A 15,351-nucleotide genomic window follows, 5' to 3' on the forward strand; every position below is an offset into this window, starting at 1 on the left:
TTATGGTGTGAGCGATGACGACTCGGGCCCTGGTACCGATTCCGCGCACCGCGATCGTTCCGGCTGCCGGCTTGGGAACACGCTTCCTGCCTGCGACGAAGACGGTGCCGAAGGAGTTGCTGCCCGTCGTCGACACGCCCGGCATCGAACTCGTCGCGGCCGAGGCCGCGGAAGCGGGCGCGGAGCGGCTCATCATCGTCACGTCCGAGGGCAAGGACGGCGTCGTCGCGCACTTCGTCGAGGACCTGGTGCTCGAGGGCACGCTCGAGGCCCGCGGAAAGAAAGTGATGCTGGAGAAGGTGCGGCGCGCGCCTGCTCTGATCAAGGTCGAGTCGGTCGTTCAACACGAGCCGCTTGGCCTCGGACACGCCGTGAGTTGTGTCGAGCCGGTGCTTCTGCCCGACGAGGACGCGGTCGCGGTGTTGTTGCCCGACGACCTGGTGCTGCCCACCGGTGTGCTCGAGACGATGTCGAAGGTGCGGGCCAAGCGCGGGGGATCGGTGCTGTGCGCCATCGAGGTGACGCGTGAGGAGATCAGTGCCTACGGCGTGTTCGACGTCGAGGTGGTGCCCGACGCCGTCAACCCAAATGTGTTGCGCGTCAAGGGCATGGTCGAGAAGCCGAAGGCTGAGGACGCTCCGTCGCTGTATGCTGCGGCCGGGCGCTACGTATTGGACCGTGCGATCTTCGATGCGTTGCGGCGCGTCAAGCGCGGCGTCGGTGGCGAGATTCAGTTGACCGATGCCATCGCGCTGCTCATCGAAGAGGGGCACCCGGTTCACGTCGTCGTGCATCGCGGATCACGACACGACCTGGGAAATCCCGGCGGCTACCTCAAGGCTGCGGTTGACTTTGCCTTGGAGCGCGACGACTACGGACCGGAGCTTCGGCGCTGGCTGGTCGAGCGATTGGGCCTGGCCGCGACCTGACGAGCCTGCGGGCCCCGCGACTGGAAGAAAGGCGCATTGTGCGTTCGGTGGAGGAGCAGCAGGCCCGGGTGGCCGCTGCCGCGGTAGCCCCGAGGCCCGTGCGGGTCGCCATTGCAGAGGCGCAGGGGCTGATGTGCGCAGAAGAGGTCGTCACGGAACGGCCGTTGCCGGGGTTCGATCAGGCCGCCATCGACGGTTACGCCGTGCGCAGCGTGGACGTGCTTGGTGTGGCATCCGGTGACGACGAGGACTCCGAAGAGGGTGCAGGCCAGGAAGTCAGCCTGCCCGTGATGGGTGTCGTCGAGGCGGGTGCGCGCACGCCGAGCCGACTGCAGCCCAGGCAGGCCGCGCGGGTGCAGACGGGCGCCCCGATGCCGACGTTGGCGGACGCGGTGCTGCCGCTGCGGTGGACCGACGGTGGTGAATCGCGGGTGCGGGTGCTGCGCAGTGTGCGGTCCGGTGCCTACGTGCGACGCACGGGCGATGACGTGCAACCGGGCGACGTCGCGGTGCGGGCGGGCACGATCGTCGGCGCTGCGCAGGTCGGACTGCTAGCGGCGGTGGGCCGCGAGCGGGTCTTGGTGCACCCGAGGCCGCGGTTGTCGGTGCTCTGCGTCGGCGGCGAACTCGTCGACATCTCGAGGTCGCCGGGCAACGGGCAGGTCTACGACGTCAATTCGTATGCGTTGGCGGCGGCCGGCCGCGATGCGGGCGCCGAAGTCAACCGCGTTGGCATCGTCGACACCGACCCCAAGGAGCTGCGCGACGTCGTCGAGGGGCAGGTGAATCGCGCCGAGGTGATCGTCATCGCGGGCGCCGTCGGTGGGGCGGCGGCCGAGAGCGTGCGCGCGGTGTTGTCGGAGCTCGGTGACATGGAGGTGGCCCGCATTGCGATGCACCCCGGGTCGGTGCAGGGTTTCGGGCAACTTGGCCGCGAGGGCGTGCCGGTCTTCCTGCTGCCTGCCAACCCGGTCAGTGCGCTGGTGGTGTTCGAGGTGATGGTGCGGCCGCTGATTCGGCTGTCGTTGGGCAAGCGTCAGCCGATGCGGCGCGTCGTGCAGGCCCGCACGCTGTCGCCGATCTCATCGGTGGTCGGGCGCAAGGGCTATCTGCGCGGACAGCTAATGCGAGACCAGGACACCGGCGAGTACTTGGTGCAGGCCCTCGGTGGGGCGCCCGGTGCCTCGTCGCACCTGCTGGCCACACTGGCCGAGGCGAACTGCCTGGTGACCGTTCCGAGCGAAGCCGAACAGGTTCGGACCGGAGAGATCGTCGACGTCGCCTTCCTCGCCCAACGCGGCTGACGACCGAAGTCCATCGTGAATCTCTGGCGCTCGACCTCCGCGCATCCCGGCTGGCCCAAGTCGGTCGGGCCCATCCGAGTGCCCGCCGGGTTGGTTCGGCTGCGTCCCGTACGGATGCGCGACGGCGGCCAGTGGAGTCGGATCCGGCTGGGCGACCGTGCGCACCTGGAGCCTTGGGAGCCCGTCGCCGAAGTGAGTTGGGAAGTGCGCCATTCGGTTTCAGCGTGGCCGTCGATGTGCTCCGGGTTGCGCGCCGAGGCCAGGCGCGGTCGGATGCTGCCCTATGCGATCGAGTTGAACGGTGAGTTCTGCGGTCAGTTGACCATCGGGAACGTGACCCACGGTGCGCTGCGATCGGCGTGGATCGGCTACTGGGTGGCCAAGGCGGTGAACGGAGGCGGGGTTGCCACGGCGGCCTTGTCCTTGGGGCTCGACCACGGGTTCGGTGCGGTCATGCTGCACCGCATCGAGGCGACCGTGCGCCCGGAGAACGCGCCAAGTCGCGCGGTGCTGGCGAAGGCAGGATTCCGCGAGGAGGGGCTGCTCAAGCGGTATCTGGAGGTCGACGGTGCGTGGCGAGATCACCTGCTGGTGGCGGTAACGGCCGAGGAATTGACGATCTCGGCAACGTCGGCGCTGGTTCGCGACGGCAGAGCAAGTTGGACGTAAACCTGTTGCAGATGTGACATATGGGACTGATGTGCTTGTGATTGGTGAATTACAGGTGTGTAATTGACCTCGGCGCGTCAACCCCGGATGCGCTGGTCACAGACCTAGCCTTACGGGGAAAGGAGCCGGCGACATGCCAAGCATCCCCCAATCTCTGCTCTGGATTTCACTAGTGGTGCTTTGGCTGTTCGTGCTCGTTCCAATGTTGATCAGCAAGCGAGACACCGTGCGTCGCACCAGCGACGTGGCGTTGGCGGCACGCGTGGTCAACACGGGCCGCGGTGCGCGGCTGCTACGCCGACGCCGACCGGCCGCCGGACACGTCAGCGACCCGCACTGGGCACCGACCGAAGACGACCACGACCTCGACTTCGAGGGCGACGACGCGATGACCGCGCCACGCAAGACCATCGTGGTGGCCGCGTCGAACACGGTGACGGAATCCCTCTACCTGGACGTCGACGTCGTCGAACTGGATTCGGGTGCGCTGCCCGTCGGCGCGACCGCAGGCGCTGCCGAGCAGGCCGAACTACCTCTAGACCTCGGGCTCGACGGGCCGCAAGCCGGTTTCGAGGAAGAGTTCGAGGAAGCGCTCGAAGACTTCGAGAGGGAATCCGAGCAGAAGCCGGCCTCTGTCTCCGAGGTGCCCGACGACTCCACCCAGGCCATCCGGACCGTCACCGAGGCCGACTTCGAGGTCGAGCCCGAGGAGCTGGACGACCTCGATGACGCCGAGGACGAGTACGACGACGCCGAGTCCGACGGCACCGAACACGACTACGAATACGTCGACGACACGTCGGGGCTGGAGGCGCCATCGGAGGCCGAAGGTGAAGCCCCAGAATCGATGTCGCATGCCCGCAGGCGCAGCTACGAGACCGCCACCGCGGCGGCCGTCAGCGCCCGCAAGTTCAAGTTCCGCAAGCGCGTGCTGCTGGCGATGGGCGTCGCGCTGCTCGCCTCCGCGATCGTCGCGTACGTCGTCACCCCGACGATGTGGTGGGTCTGCGGCACGGTCGGCGCGGTGACGCTGCTGTACCTGGGCTACCTGCGTCGTCAGACCCGCATCGAGGAGCAGGTCCGGCGCCGACGGGCCCAGCGCATGGCCCGCTCGCGCCTTGGCGTGGAGAACACCAATGACGGCGAATTCGACGTCGTCCCGTCCCGATTGCGCAGGCCCGGCTCCGTCGTACTCGAGATCGACGACGAGGATCCGATCTTTGAACACCTCGACCACCCGGCGTACGAGGAGTACCACCTGGCGCGGGCGTCGGGGGAGTAGGAACTCGTTTTCGGCAGCGGCGCGCCGACTGGTAGCCTGTGCTACCGCAAGGGGCTATGGCGCAGTTGGTAGCGCGCTTCGTTCGCATCGAAGAGGTCAGGGGTTCGAATCCCCTTAGCTCCACCATGTTTTCGCAGTTCAGGGCAGTGCATTGCCGTTAGGGCCTAACAAGCTGTGTGCAGCAGATTCAATGGCCGCGGCGAAGACTATTCGTCGCAGCATTCGCTCGCGTGCTGGACGGTGGCATCCTTCGCATTGAGCGGTTTGGGGCAGCAGGCGTCACCGTTCCAAGCTCCTACGCCCTCACGAACGGCTACGGCGGCAATCACTAGCGCGGCGATGGGGTCAGCCCACGCCCAACCGAGTAGCGAATTGAGCAGCAAGCCGACCAGCAGGACCGCTGACAGGTAGGTGCATAGCAGCGTCTGCTTGGAGTCTGCGACCGTCGACAGGGAGCCGAGTTCCTTGCCTGCGCGACGCTGTGCCCATGACAACACCGGCATTACGGCGAGGCTGACCGCTGCTAGCGCGATCCCAATCGTTGAATGCTCGGCCTCTCCGAACCCGAACAGCGACCGTGTCGAATCGACAACTACGAACGCCGCTAAACCGAAGAAGGAGAACGCAATTACGCGAAGTGCGACCTTCTCGCGTGCTTCGGGATCACGACCGGCGAACTGCCACGCCACCGCCGCTGCCGATGACACTTCGATCACCGAGTCCAGGCCGAATCCAACCAAAGCCGTTGACGACACCCGCGTTCCCTCGGTGAGCGCGATGACGGCCTCAATGACGTTGTAGGTGATCGTGGCAGCCACGAAGAACCGGATGCGGCGGAACAGCACGCGCCGACGTTGTTCCGGCTGGGCGGGTCGTGACGACGGCGGTCCGAGGTCGTGTGCCATCAGCAGCATCCATCGTCGCTGGACGAGCAGCACGTCGGATCGACGTCAAGCACCAGGCTGACCAAGTCGTTGAGCGCGTGGGCAATGCGGTCATCGGCTAGTTCGTAACGACTGCGGCGCCCTTCCGGGATCGCGACGACCAGCCCGCACCCGCGTAGGCAGGCCAGATGGTTCGACACGATTTGGCGAGACACCTGCATCTCGTCAGCGAGGTCGGATGGGTAGCGTCCGCCGTCTCGGAGGCTCAGCAGGATCAGGGCGCGGGTGGCATCGGAGAGGGCGTACCCGAAGCGAGCCAAGGCGTCTCTGTGCATCAACGTCTGCATTCCGTTGACGGTACATCGATATCTGTATTCAGAAAATCCTGTATCGGAGGGGGTGGGGGTGGACTCATTAATCGCAGTGTCCGCGCCTCGCACGGCCAGCGCCCGCTCTCTCTCCGAGGATCGGAACAAATCTCTTGTGGTGCACCATGCCGCTGGTTACATACTTCTGGGGCGTTCGCAGGTTGTTCGCCAGGACCTTGCGGTGAAGTTCTAGCGCGCTTGACGATGCGATCCGGCTTTCGTTCGCCCTGATGGTGTTGCGTGCATCAGGCGGCCTTCTGCCCACCTATGGATGGGTGACCAGATAGGTTTCGTTGGTCAGTCCGGCGGTGAGTTCCTCGACTACGAAGGGCCGGTCGAGGCGAGCGCGCAGATCGTCGGGATCAATGAGCAGGCTGATCTCAGCGGTTTGGCGGGCAAAGAGTCTTCCGATTCGGGGGTAAAGCCAACGCATCACGGCGCGTTCAGCTGGTGTGCACCGTGACGCGCAGTAGCCGACGTGTCCGACCTCATCGGTGAGGATTTCGCTGTAGAGGCGTTCGACTCGCTCGCAGACTTCGGGTTCCTCGGCGAAGAGTTCAACACCCACGCGGCGGAGTTCGTCGAACATGATGCAGCCGGCCATCTCGGCTGCTCCGACGAAGACGAAGCCCAGCCGTTCCGGCATGAACACCCCGGTCTTGACGAACTGGCGCATGACGAACGGTGGTGGCACTACTTGGAATGTGAGGTCGAACACGTCGAGCACGTAGGCCAGCAGTCGGGTGTGGTAGTGCTCTTCGAGTTCGAGATAGACCCGCTCAGGCGGGAGGTCCTCGTCGCTGTTGAGCCCGTAGGTTTCTCCAAGTCCAACCCCGAACCGTTCGGCTTGGTTGAGCTTGGCGGTGGCCAATAGAAACAGCATCTTGCGGTCCAGGCCGGATTCGGGTTTGCGGCGACGCATGTTGCGTAGGAAGGTCGTTCGGTCGGCGGGGTGCGCTGAGCGGACGGGGTTCGTCTCAAGGCCGTCGAAGAAGTCTTCGCGATTGGCCAAGCGGCGGTTGAGCAAATCGGCCTCCCCGTCGCGCCTCATGAGGAAGTCCCGGTAGCCGTCGATCCTGTTGTCGTTCATCGTGTCTCCATTCCTTTGACGATGGTCGTGACATAGCGACCTACAACGGCGTCCGCCGTCGTTGACGCTTGAGCGCCGGTGGCGAGTAGCGCGAAGAGTCCGGTCATGAAGAACACCCCAAGTTCGGCAGCGTCTGAGTTCGCTGGAACCCGGCCCGCCCGCTGTGCAGTGGTGATCGCGGCAATGACGAACTCCGCCAGGGGGTGCGCCGACACTTCGTCCTCGACTGGTCGGTTCGCGGAAAAGTGCAGCCCCAACATCTCGCGGAAGACCACCGGACCCAGTCGGTGCTCGGCGGCGACAACATGGCGAACGAGGAGCGACAGGACCGACACCAGGTCGTCGGTGCCGGTTTGTGCCACGTCGAGTTCAGCGACAATCCTCGCTTCTTCGTTCAGTTCCAACTCGACCAGAACGTGTTCCTTCGTCGGGAAGTGAAAGTAGAACGTTCCGCGGACCACTCCCGCCGCGCTGGCAATGGCGGTGACGTCAGCACCGGCCAATCCGGACTGGCCAATCTCAACCAATGCGGCATCGAACAACCGCGCTCGCGTTTCCCGCATGCGGACCTGTCGACGGCCTCCGCCCACTGCCTGGACGTCCGCGATGGTGCTTGGGGACTTCATGTCGATACGGTAGCGGCGTTCGTTGGCACTCGTCAATGACAGTCGTCAATGACGGTCATTGCGAGGCGTGAATCCCAGTCGTCGGAGGTGAGGTCGAGGACGTGAAGGTCGACCGATACGCGACCCACGCGGCGGCGCACCTCGAATGGGCCGACTCCCTCCTCTCGTCGGCGCAGCAATTTTGGCGATCCGCGCGGCCAGGTCAGCGGTCGCGGATGAGCGTGCCGAGTTGGGCTCGAACGTGGCGGGTCATGTCGTCGGCGAGCACCTCCTCGGCGCCGGACTCAAGGCCATCGAGGACCTGGCGCACCACGTCGACCGGTGAGGACTTGGGGCTGTCGCCCGCGAAGGAGGCCATGTCGGTGTCGACCAACCCCACGTAGACGCCCACCACCTGCACACCGCGGGGCGCCAGTTCGAGGCGCATGGAATCGGTGGCGCTCCACAGCGCGGCCTTGGTGACGCCGTAGCTGGCGCCGACCGGCCACCAGGCCAGCACTGAGGAGACGTTGACGATGGCGCCGGCGCGCTGGGCGATCCGGTCGGCGAACGCGGACGCCACTGCCAGCGGCCCGAACAGGTTGGTCTCCAACTCTTCTCGCAGGCCGGTGGTGTCGGCCGAGAGCACCGAGGCGCCGCGCACGATGCCGGCGTTGTTGATCAGCACCGACACGTCGGGGGCTGCGGCGGCTGCCGCAGCGATGGACGCGGTGTCGGTCACGTCCAGGCGCAGCGGGACGACGCGTGCATCGGTCGCGTCGATGTTCTCGGGGTTGCGGGCGGTGGCGTACACCTTGGCCACGCCCCGCTCGTCGAGCAGTTGGGTGATGTATTCGCGGCCCATGCCCCGGTTGGCTCCGGTGACGAGGACGGTCTGGCCGGTAAGGGCAGTCACGGCAGGCTCCTGATGTCCATATTCGTTGACGGGCGGGACAGGAAGGCAATCACTTGAGGAAGGCGAGTGCTTCGGCGGCGAACTCGTTGTGGTACTGGAAGATTCCACCGTGGCCGGAGTTGGGGTAGATGACGAGTTTTGAACCCGGGATGCGGCGGTGCAGGTCTTCTGATAGCACGGACGGAACCATGCGGTCGTTGTCGCCGTTGGCGATGAGCGTTGGCTGACGAATTCTCGACAAGTCGGCGGGGGTGGCGCGTCCCCAGCGTTTGATGGCCTTCAGTTGGGTTTGAAAGGCCTTTACGCCGATCTTCGCGTCTCTGTTCTCGGTGCGTTCCTCGAGGCGTTCGACGAACGCGCGTGCGGCGCGCTTGCCGATCTCGTCGCGGTTGAAGAACAGGAACTCCTTGGGGTCTTTTCCGGTGAGGGTGGCCCGCAGGGTGTCGTAATAGGTTGTGCCGGCGACCTTGTCGATCCCGGCTCCTCCTGCGGGTCCGGTTCCCGTCAGGATCAGCTTGCGGACCAGTTCGGGATGTTTGACCACCAAGGCTTGGGCGACCATTCCCCCGAGGGAGAAGGACAGGATGTCGACGGTGTCAAAGCCGAGTGCGGTGATGAAGGTGTAGGCATCGTCGGCCATCGACTCGACGGTGTCGGGGACGGTACCTGTAGAGGCTCCGACGCCGCGGTTGTCGAAGGCGATGACGTGGTGACGTCGAGCGATCGGGTCGATCACGCGAGGGTCCCAGTTGTCCAGCGTGGCGGCGAGGTGGACGAAGAAGATGACGGGGATGCCGCCCTGGGGTCCGAGTTCGCGGTAGGCGTAGGTCACGCCGCCGGCGGTGACGGTGCGCGACGGCGCGAGCTTGAAGCACGTAATGACGTCGTCATGGCTGTTGCTCATGATTATCTCCTAGTGGTGTGAAGCGGTTAGTTGGCGAGGAATTCCAGTGCCTCAGGGACGAAGGCTTCGTGGTGCTGGAACACTCCGCCGTGCCCTGAGTTGGGATAGATCTTCAGTTGGGCGTTGGGAAGTCGGCGTGCCATGTCGGCGGAGTGGGCACTGTCGACCATGAGGTCGTGGTCGCCGTTGGCGACGAACACGGGGTGCGTGATGACGGCGAGGTCGTCGGGCTGACTCTGACCGGCGTGTCGGATGGCCCTGATCTGGGAGACGCGGGCCTGCGTCGAGATCTTCTTGTCCCGGTGTTGGGTGCGTTCTTTGAGTCGTCCGAGGTAGTCCGACGCAGCCCTCTTGCCCTCGGGAGTGCGAGGGAAGAAGAGGAAGTTCCGGGGGTCGCTGCGAGTGAGTAGTGCTTTTAGATAGGCGCCGCCGACGATGGTGGCCATCTTGTCGATGCCGCCGCCGCCGCGGGGGCCGGTGCCGGCGAGGATCATGCGGCGGACCAAGTCTGGTGCCTGCAATGCCACCATCTGGGCGACGCCGCCGCCGAGCGAGAATCCGACGAGGTCGACTTTTTCTAGGCCCAGTGCGCGGATGAACGCGATGGCATCGGCGCCCATTTGCTCGACGGTGGGCGGTACCGAGCCGCCGGTCGCGCCGACGCCGCGGTTGTCGAAGGCGATGACGCGATGGTGGGCGGCGATACCGTCGATGACGCGCGGATCCCAGTCGTCGAGGACCGCGGTCAAGTGGTGCAGGAACACCACCGGTATGTCTGAGCCGGTGCCCAGTTCGCGGTACGCGAACGTCACGCCGTCGATGTCGATGGTTCGGGTCGGTGCGTCTTTCCAAGTGATCACGTCATGAACTTTCTCGTCGGTCTGTGGCGGTGAATCCATCATTGGCGTACGAATGTAATAGTATGACTGTAAGGTAATCGAGTATTGTTCGCAAGGACGGTGCACGAAGGCAACGGAGGAGGGCCCGAGCAGTGGCTAGATACGACGCTGAGCACAAAGCCCGGACGCGGCGACGAATCCTCGAGACTGCGGGCCGACGGTTCAAGCAGGACGGCATCGACGGTGCGGGTGTCGCGGCGCTCATGACCGACGCCGGGCTGACCAACGGCGCGTTCTACGCGCACTTCGAATCCAAGGATGACCTCGTCGCCAACGTCATCGGCGACCAACTCGCCACCCAGAGCGCCGTCCTCGCGGCACTACCTGAGGGCCGGGCGGCCCTGGAACTATTCGTACGCGACTACCTCTCGCCCCAGCACCGTGACCATCCCGGCGCCGGCTGCCCCAACGCGGCGTTGCTCGATGAGATCGGGCGCTGCGACGTCTCCATCCGCGATTCGTATACGCAGGGCATGAAGTCCATCGTCGACGTGATCGCGACGCACCTTTCGCCACAGAACCCCTCCGCCGCCCGCACCCCGGCGCTGGGACTGTTCACGGTCCTCGTCGCGACCCTTCAACTCGCCCGCGCGGTGTCCGACCGGAATCTGTCCGACGACATACTCGCCTCCGGCATCCTCAACGCGCAGATGCTCCTCGACGGCGAGAACTATGCGCGCGAGCCGGAGACACCCTGATGAAAGGAAACACCACCATGAAGGCATTCGTCGTCGCTCGGTACGGCAAGGACCAGCTCCGCGCAGCCGACGTGCCCATGCCCAGGGCCGGTAACAATGACGTTCTCGTCAGAGTGAGCGCAGCGAGTATCAACCCTCTGGACAGCATGGTCCGCAACGGAGAGTTCAAACAGCTCCTGAAGTACAAGCCGCCCTTCGTGCTCGGCCATGACGTTGCCGGTGTGGTCACCGAGATTGGTTCTGACGTTCGAACTTTCGCTGTCGGCGATGAAGTGTTCGCACGCCCCCGCGACCTTCGCATCGGGACCTTTGCCGAGTACATCGCCATCAACCAGAATGACGTCGCACTCAAGCCGGCCGCGTTGACTCTGCACGAGGCGGCTGCCGTGCCGTTGGTTGCGCTGGCCGCCTGGCAGATCCTGGTCGAATCGGCACACGTCAAGCGCGGGCAGAAGATTCTGGTTCACGCCGGTGCCGGGGGCCTGGGGTCCACCGTGATTCAGCTCGCCAAGCATCTCGGCGCGCACGTGGCGACCACCGTCAACGGTGCCAGAGCAGAACTGGTCCGCGACCTTGGAGCCGACGTCGTCATCGACTACACCACGCAGGACTTCACCCAACTCTTGTCCGACTACGACGTCGTGTTGGACTCCGTGGGCGGGGAGAACCTCATGAGATCGCTCACCGTGCTCAAAGCCGGGGGCCTGGCGATTGGGGTTACCGGACCACCCGACGCCGGATTCGCCCAACAACTGGGCGCACCCAAACCGTTCGAGTTCGTGTTGTCGTTCCTGAGTCGCAAGGTCCGCAAGGCAGCCAAGAAACGGGGCGTGCGCTACGCGTTCTTCTTCATGCACGCCAGCGGCGCACAGCTTCGCGAGCTCGCCGAGCTCTATGACGCGGGCCATTTGCGGCCGGTCATCGACACCACCTTCGACTTCGACCAGACCCTCGAAGCGCTCGCCTTCGTCGAGAGCGGTAAGGCCAAGGCCGGCAAGGTCATCGTCACACTCGACTGACCACCCTTCCCTTGATGACCCCGATTGCTGGACACACGCGCAAAAGGCGGCTGCGACGCTGTTCGACCAAGCGGTGGGGAATGACGTTTAGAACCAAACGGCCGCGATAACCGCGCTGACCTATTGCGCTACTGCTATAACGAAGTTATATTATCGATCATGCGTCGTAACCTTGCGGGCCGAAGGCTGGTAATCACTGGAGCTGCAAGGGGAATCGGGGAGAAGGTGGCACGTCTAGCCGCCGCGCGAGGGGCGCGTGTGGCACTCATCGGACTCGAGCCCGATCGGTTGCGTGCGCTCGCCGACGACCTGGGTGCAGGCGCGTCCTGGCACGAAGCCGACGTACGCGACGGCGTCGCCTTGCGGGCGGCCATCGATGATTGCGCAAAGGCCATGGGCGGCATCGACATCGTGCTCGCCAATGCCGGCGTTGCCGCCTATGGAACGGTGCGACAGGCTGACGAAGCGTCGTTCGAGCGCGTCCTCGACATCAACCTGAATGGCGTCTTCCGCACGCTCAAATTCGCGACACCTCACCTCGAGCGCAGTCGAGGCCACGCGATGGTGGTGGCCTCGGCGATATCCTTCACGCCGATTGCCGGGCTGGCCTCCTATGCCGCAAGCAAGGCCGGAGTCGAGATGCTCGCCCTGGCCTACCGCCAAGAGGTGGCGCACCTCGGCATCACGGTCGGACTCGTCCACCCCTCGTGGATCGACACCGACCTCGTCCGAGGCGCCGAAGCGGACCTGCCCTCATTCCAGGGCCTGCGCGGACGGCTTCCGTATCCAGGCAATGTCACCACGAGCGTTGACCGGGCCGCTGCGGCGATCGTTCATGGGCTCGCGCGTCGCCGCAGCCGCGTGTATGTTCCACGCGCTGTGGCGGTGGCCAACTGGGCGAAGGCTGCGCTGAACTCGCCGGCCGTATGGCCGTGGATGAGGGGATTCGCGGCCGAGGTGGTTCCGACCCTTGAGCGTGAGGTCGAGGCCCTGGGAAGGCATGACCAACTGGTTCCGGGGTCTGAGAACCGTTCGGTCACAGTGCCTGCAATAGGGCTCCGTGGCTAAGCCGGGAAGGTCGTCGTCACTCTCGACGGACCTTTTCGAACCGGCGCGCAGCCTTCTTGTGTGAGGCCTCGGCGCGATGGCGTGTATCACCCAGTCCGACAGAGAGATTCACGCCGAGTGGCAGAAATACCTGCCGAACGGGGTCGTCGAACCCATTGAAGGTCTCCGCGAGTTCGAGGGTGATGAAACCGTGCACGAAACTCCACAACTGAGCGGCGATGCCGTCCGGGTCTTGTTGTTTGACCCGGCCGGACATTACGAGCCGTGCGCACGCTTCTGCGACGTGAGCGTAGGCAGCGCGGAAGCCTGGCGAGCTTCCGCTCCCGCCGGAGCATGCGGATTCCACGGGCCGATAGCTTCCACGTGTCGACAGGCCGAACATGAGGTCGTACAGATGGGGATTCTCGCGTGCGACGCGCCGAGTCGTCAGACCCTGAACGGCGAGATCCGCGATCGGATCGTCGGTCGCCGGCAGCGCAGCGAACGCTTCGTCGAGCTCCTTGAAGCCCTGATCGATCACGGCACTGGTGAGCTCGGGGATACCTCCGAAGTGGCTGTACACCACCATCGTCGACAGCCCGGCCGCGGATGCCACCGTGCGAGCCTTGATGGCGGACGGTCCCTGCTCGGCCAGCAGGCCGATGGTGGCCCGAACGAGCCGCTCGGGGACACCATCGGGAGTCGATTTCTCCGGCACGTTTTCGCGGACTCCTTAGCCGAGGGGCGGCCCATCGACGCGGACCCTTGCCACAGGTGGAATAACTTGGTTATAGTATGCGTATAACTTCGTTATAGCACAGCCCCACTCTCACGAAGGCGCGGCGATGACACACCAAGACGACAGCCACCTCGACATCGAGGACCGCGGAACCACCTTGATCGTGCGGGTCGACGGCGGCCCGCACAGTCTGTTCGGCGTCCGGCTGGCCGGTCAGCTCGACGAATTGGTAGAGCGCGTCGGCCGCGATCCCAGCATCCACGCCGTCGTGTTCACCGGCGCGCGTCCCGGCCGGTTCGTCAGCCACGCCGATGTCCGCTGGCTGCAAGAAGGCGGGGCCGTGAAGCCGAAGTTGCGCCGACGCGGCGCGTCGGCCGCGCTGCGGGTGGCCAGAGGGTTGGACCGCGCCGGCGTCCCAGGGCCGGTTGTGGACAAAACCCCGCTACGGGGCGCCGGCCAGCTCGACCGCTTGCATGAGACGTTCATGAAGATGAACGCCAGCGGCGTCATCTTCGTTGCGGCCCTGAATGGTTCGGCTCTGGGCCTGGGGGCGGAATTCGCCTGGGCATGCGATCTGCGCGTCATGGCCGATGGCGACTTCTTCATCGGCCAGCCGGAAGTCCTCCTGGGGATCATGCCGGGCGGCGGCGGCTCCCAACGACTCACGCGGCTGATCGGCACCCACAAGTCATTGGTCGCGATCCTCGAAGGCAAGCCGTTCACGCCAGCGCAGGCGCTGGCCAACGGAGCCGTCGACGATGTCGTGGCGCCTGACGACGTGGTGGCGCGGGCGACCCAACTGGCCGAGTACTTCGGTAAGCGGACCAAGGGTTCAGTCGAAGCGATCAAGAAGGCGGTGTACTTCGGCGGCTCGATGTCGCTGGCGGAGGGATTGCACGTCGAGCGGACCGAGTTCTTCGGCACCGATCAGTCCAAGATCGGTCAGGAACGGATGGTCTCCTATCTCGCGACCACCGAGGCCACCGGCGAGCTACCGCTCTACCGCCCGGACACCTATGCGCAAGCGCTCGAATCGGGCCGGGTACCTGAGGTTGTGTCGAACGGGACGGCGAGCAAATGAGTACGACACGACCCGTCACCCGCCACGAAGTATTGTTCAACTCTAGTGGGGAAACCTGCGCTGCAACGCTTTACCTGCCCACCGGAGTGACGTCACCGCCCGTGGTGATCCTTGGACACGGCCTCGGGGCCACGCGGGAAATGCGGTTGGACGCCTTCGCCGAGCGCTTCGCCCAGGCGGGTATCGCTGCGTTGGCCTTCACTTACCGGCACTTTGGCGACAGTGGTGGGCAGCCTCGTCAGCTTCTGTCGATCAAACGGCAGCTCGCCGACTGGGACGCGGCGATCGATTGGGTGAAGAATTCCGGCGACGTCGACGGCACCCGAGTTGCTGTCTGGGGCAGCTCCTTTGGCGGTGGGCATTCCATCACCGTCGCCTCCCGCCATCCCGAACTGCGAGCGGCCGTGGCCCAGTGCCCGTTCACCGACGGATTGGCCTCCGCGCTCGCGCTGGGTCCGGCGGAATCCCTGAAGGTACTGCCCGCCGTTGCACGGGACCTCGCATCCATGGTCTTTCATAGGCACCCTGCCATGATTCCGCTCGCCGGCGCCCCTGGATCGCTGGCTCTGATGAATGCGCCGGATGCCCTTCCCGGATACGAAGCGCTCCTGCCACCCGACACGACCTTTCGGAACGAGGTAGCGGCGCGGGTTGCCCCGACGATCATGGCTTATCGGCCCGGACGTGCAGTGAAGAAGATCAAGTTCCCAATCTTGTTCTGTGTCAGTAACACCGACAGCGTCACGCCACCTGTCCAGACGCTGCGCTACGCGCGCACCGCACCCCGGGGCGAAATCAAACGCTACGACGCCGGTCATTTCGACTTCTACCTTGGCGAGCCCTTCGAAGCGCTGGTGCGCGACCAGATCGAGTTCCTCACCCGCCAACTGCAGCCTCCCGGGGCCGTCGTGTGATGT

17 protein-coding genes and 1 tRNA gene are annotated in these 15,351 nt (G+C 65.0%); 10 read left to right on the forward strand and 8 right to left on the reverse strand.

Annotation, left to right across the window (positions count from 1 at the left end):
* Positions 1-14 precede the first annotated feature (14 nt).
* The 5 genes from SLQ30_RS13065 (at position 15) to SLQ30_RS13085 (ending at position 4,310) form a co-directional block, all read left to right on the forward strand.
* The gene (locus tag SLQ30_RS13065) at positions 15-929 is read left to right on the forward strand and encodes a UTP--glucose-1-phosphate uridylyltransferase (protein WP_319446713.1); all 915 of its coding nucleotides are present in this window, start codon (positions 15-17) and stop codon (positions 927-929) included.
* 38 nt (positions 930-967) lie between these two features.
* On the forward strand, positions 968-2,233 hold the full coding sequence (glp, locus tag SLQ30_RS13070; protein ID WP_319446714.1) for a gephyrin-like molybdotransferase Glp: 1,266 nt from the start codon (positions 968-970) through the stop codon (positions 2,231-2,233).
* A gap of 15 nt (positions 2,234-2,248) precedes the next feature.
* Positions 2,249-2,902, forward strand: a complete 654-nt coding sequence (locus SLQ30_RS13075; RefSeq protein WP_319446715.1) for a GNAT family protein — start codon at positions 2,249-2,251, stop codon at positions 2,900-2,902.
* Positions 2,903-3,035: 133 nt separating this feature from the next.
* Entirely contained in the window at positions 3,036-4,184 is a 1,149-nt protein-coding gene (glpR, locus tag SLQ30_RS13080) for a gephyrin-like molybdotransferase receptor GlpR (protein WP_319446716.1), read from the forward strand.
* 50 nt (positions 4,185-4,234) lie between these two features.
* A tRNA-Ala gene (locus tag SLQ30_RS13085) sits at positions 4,235-4,310 on the forward strand.
* Between the two features lie 80 nt (positions 4,311-4,390).
* On the opposite strand, the gene SLQ30_RS13090 is transcribed toward SLQ30_RS13085, so the two are convergent.
* From SLQ30_RS13090 to SLQ30_RS13125, 7 genes are all read right to left on the reverse strand, one after another.
* The gene (locus SLQ30_RS13090; RefSeq protein WP_319446717.1) at positions 4,391-5,089 is read right to left on the reverse strand and encodes a cation transporter; all 699 of its coding nucleotides are present in this window, start codon (positions 5,087-5,089) and stop codon (positions 4,391-4,393) included.
* Positions 5,089-5,415, reverse strand: a complete 327-nt coding sequence (locus SLQ30_RS13095) for a metalloregulator ArsR/SmtB family transcription factor (protein WP_319446718.1) — start codon at positions 5,413-5,415, stop codon at positions 5,089-5,091. Before SLQ30_RS13095 ends, SLQ30_RS13090 begins: the two co-directional genes overlap by 1 nt.
* 286 nt (positions 5,416-5,701) lie before the next feature.
* Complete coding sequence (locus SLQ30_RS13100; protein ID WP_319446719.1) at positions 5,702-6,526, reverse strand: hypothetical protein; 825 nt, start codon at positions 6,524-6,526, stop codon at positions 5,702-5,704.
* The gene (locus SLQ30_RS13105) at positions 6,523-7,152 is read right to left on the reverse strand and encodes a TetR/AcrR family transcriptional regulator (RefSeq protein WP_413468024.1); all 630 of its coding nucleotides are present in this window, start codon (positions 7,150-7,152) and stop codon (positions 6,523-6,525) included. The genes SLQ30_RS13100 and SLQ30_RS13105 overlap by 4 nt, the downstream gene beginning before the upstream one ends.
* Positions 7,153-7,354: 202 nt before the next feature.
* A complete protein-coding gene (locus SLQ30_RS13115) occupies positions 7,355-8,047 on the reverse strand; it encodes an SDR family oxidoreductase (RefSeq protein WP_319446720.1) in 693 nt (230 codons plus the stop codon).
* 49 nt (positions 8,048-8,096) lie between these two features.
* Positions 8,097-8,951 (reverse strand): alpha/beta hydrolase, encoded by an 855-nt coding sequence (locus SLQ30_RS13120; protein ID WP_319446721.1) that lies wholly within the window; start codon positions 8,949-8,951, stop codon positions 8,097-8,099.
* Positions 8,952-8,977: 26 nt separating this feature from the next.
* Positions 8,978-9,850: an alpha/beta hydrolase gene (locus SLQ30_RS13125; RefSeq protein ID WP_319446929.1), complete on the reverse strand. Its 873-nt coding sequence runs from the start codon at positions 9,848-9,850 to the stop codon at positions 8,978-8,980.
* A gap of 92 nt (positions 9,851-9,942) precedes the next feature.
* On the opposite strand from SLQ30_RS13125, the gene SLQ30_RS13130 reads away from it, so the two are divergent.
* The 3 genes from SLQ30_RS13130 (at position 9,943) to SLQ30_RS13140 (ending at position 12,635) form a co-directional block, all read left to right on the forward strand.
* Positions 9,943-10,548, forward strand: a complete 606-nt coding sequence (locus SLQ30_RS13130) for a TetR/AcrR family transcriptional regulator (protein ID WP_319446722.1) — start codon at positions 9,943-9,945, stop codon at positions 10,546-10,548.
* A gap of 17 nt (positions 10,549-10,565) precedes the next feature.
* A complete protein-coding gene (locus SLQ30_RS13135; protein WP_319446723.1) occupies positions 10,566-11,567 on the forward strand; it encodes an NADP-dependent oxidoreductase in 1,002 nt (333 codons plus the stop codon).
* A 159-nt stretch (positions 11,568-11,726) separates the two neighbouring features.
* A complete protein-coding gene (locus SLQ30_RS13140) occupies positions 11,727-12,635 on the forward strand; it encodes a short-chain dehydrogenase/reductase (protein ID WP_319446724.1) in 909 nt (302 codons plus the stop codon).
* A 16-nt stretch (positions 12,636-12,651) separates the two neighbouring features.
* On the opposite strand, the gene SLQ30_RS13145 is transcribed toward SLQ30_RS13140, so the two are convergent.
* Positions 12,652-13,332, reverse strand: a complete 681-nt coding sequence (locus SLQ30_RS13145; protein ID WP_319446725.1) for a TetR/AcrR family transcriptional regulator — start codon at positions 13,330-13,332, stop codon at positions 12,652-12,654.
* A gap of 127 nt (positions 13,333-13,459) precedes the next feature.
* On the opposite strand from SLQ30_RS13145, the gene SLQ30_RS13150 reads away from it, so the two are divergent.
* Together SLQ30_RS13150 and SLQ30_RS13155 are read left to right on the forward strand one after the other, a co-directional pair.
* Positions 13,460-14,434, forward strand: a complete 975-nt coding sequence (locus tag SLQ30_RS13150; RefSeq protein ID WP_319446726.1) for an enoyl-CoA hydratase/isomerase family protein — start codon at positions 13,460-13,462, stop codon at positions 14,432-14,434.
* Complete coding sequence (locus tag SLQ30_RS13155; protein WP_319446727.1) at positions 14,431-15,348, forward strand: alpha/beta hydrolase; 918 nt, start codon at positions 14,431-14,433, stop codon at positions 15,346-15,348. The genes SLQ30_RS13150 and SLQ30_RS13155 overlap by 4 nt, the downstream gene beginning before the upstream one ends.
* Positions 15,349-15,351: the final 3 nt, after the last annotated feature.

It is taken from the genome of Mycobacterium sp. RTGN4 (assembly GCF_033804635.1).
Lineage (GTDB): Bacteria > Actinomycetota > Actinomycetes > Mycobacteriales > Mycobacteriaceae > Mycobacterium.